Below are 507 nucleotides of genomic sequence, written 5' to 3'. Positions count from 1 at the left end.
GTCATTAAACACACAGACTCATATCTAACCCCCTTTGCTGACGACAATAGCATGATGGTACCACCTGATCCCTTCCCGAACTCAGAAGTGAAACATCATCGCGCCAATGGTAGTGTGGCCCCGGCCATGTGAGAGTAGGTCATCGTCAGCTCTCTATTCTTAAGATATACCCCCTTCTGCTAATGTAGAAGGGGGTTTTCTTTGTCTGGGGTTTATATAAAAAAATATCGCTTGCCTACTCTAATCAATGCTTATACCAAACCCAATAAATAACCTAGAAGACCATGACTTTGGCAAACACTCAAAGACTGAGCGCAATCCCAGAGCCCGACTACGCCTGCTCATCTTATACCAATATAGTATAGGCAAAGCCACTAACGATATTGCTAAAGACCTCTGCATACATCCTGAAACTGCCAGACGGACATTGAAGCGATATTATGAACGAGGACTTGAGAGTCTCTACGATCGTCATCGTCGAGGTCGTCACAGCAAATTGGCAGAAGC

General features: G+C 45.0%; 1 protein-coding gene and 1 rRNA gene. Both read left to right on the top strand.

Annotation, left to right across the window (positions count from 1 at the left end):
• The first annotated feature begins 36 nt into the window (after nucleotides 1–36).
• Nucleotides 37–151, top strand: a 5S ribosomal RNA gene (rrf, locus tag A7325_RS01795).
• A 96-nt stretch (nucleotides 152–247) separates the two neighbouring features.
• A partial coding sequence (locus A7325_RS13350; protein ID WP_156508478.1) for a helix-turn-helix domain-containing protein occupies nucleotides 248–507 on the top strand: 260 nt, incomplete at its 3' end.

The sequence above is a fragment of the Psychrobacter sp. SHUES1 genome (genome assembly GCF_001652315.1).
GTDB lineage: Bacteria > Pseudomonadota > Gammaproteobacteria > Pseudomonadales > Moraxellaceae > Psychrobacter > Psychrobacter faecalis.
This window is presented reverse-complemented; position numbering and strand designations above follow the sequence as displayed.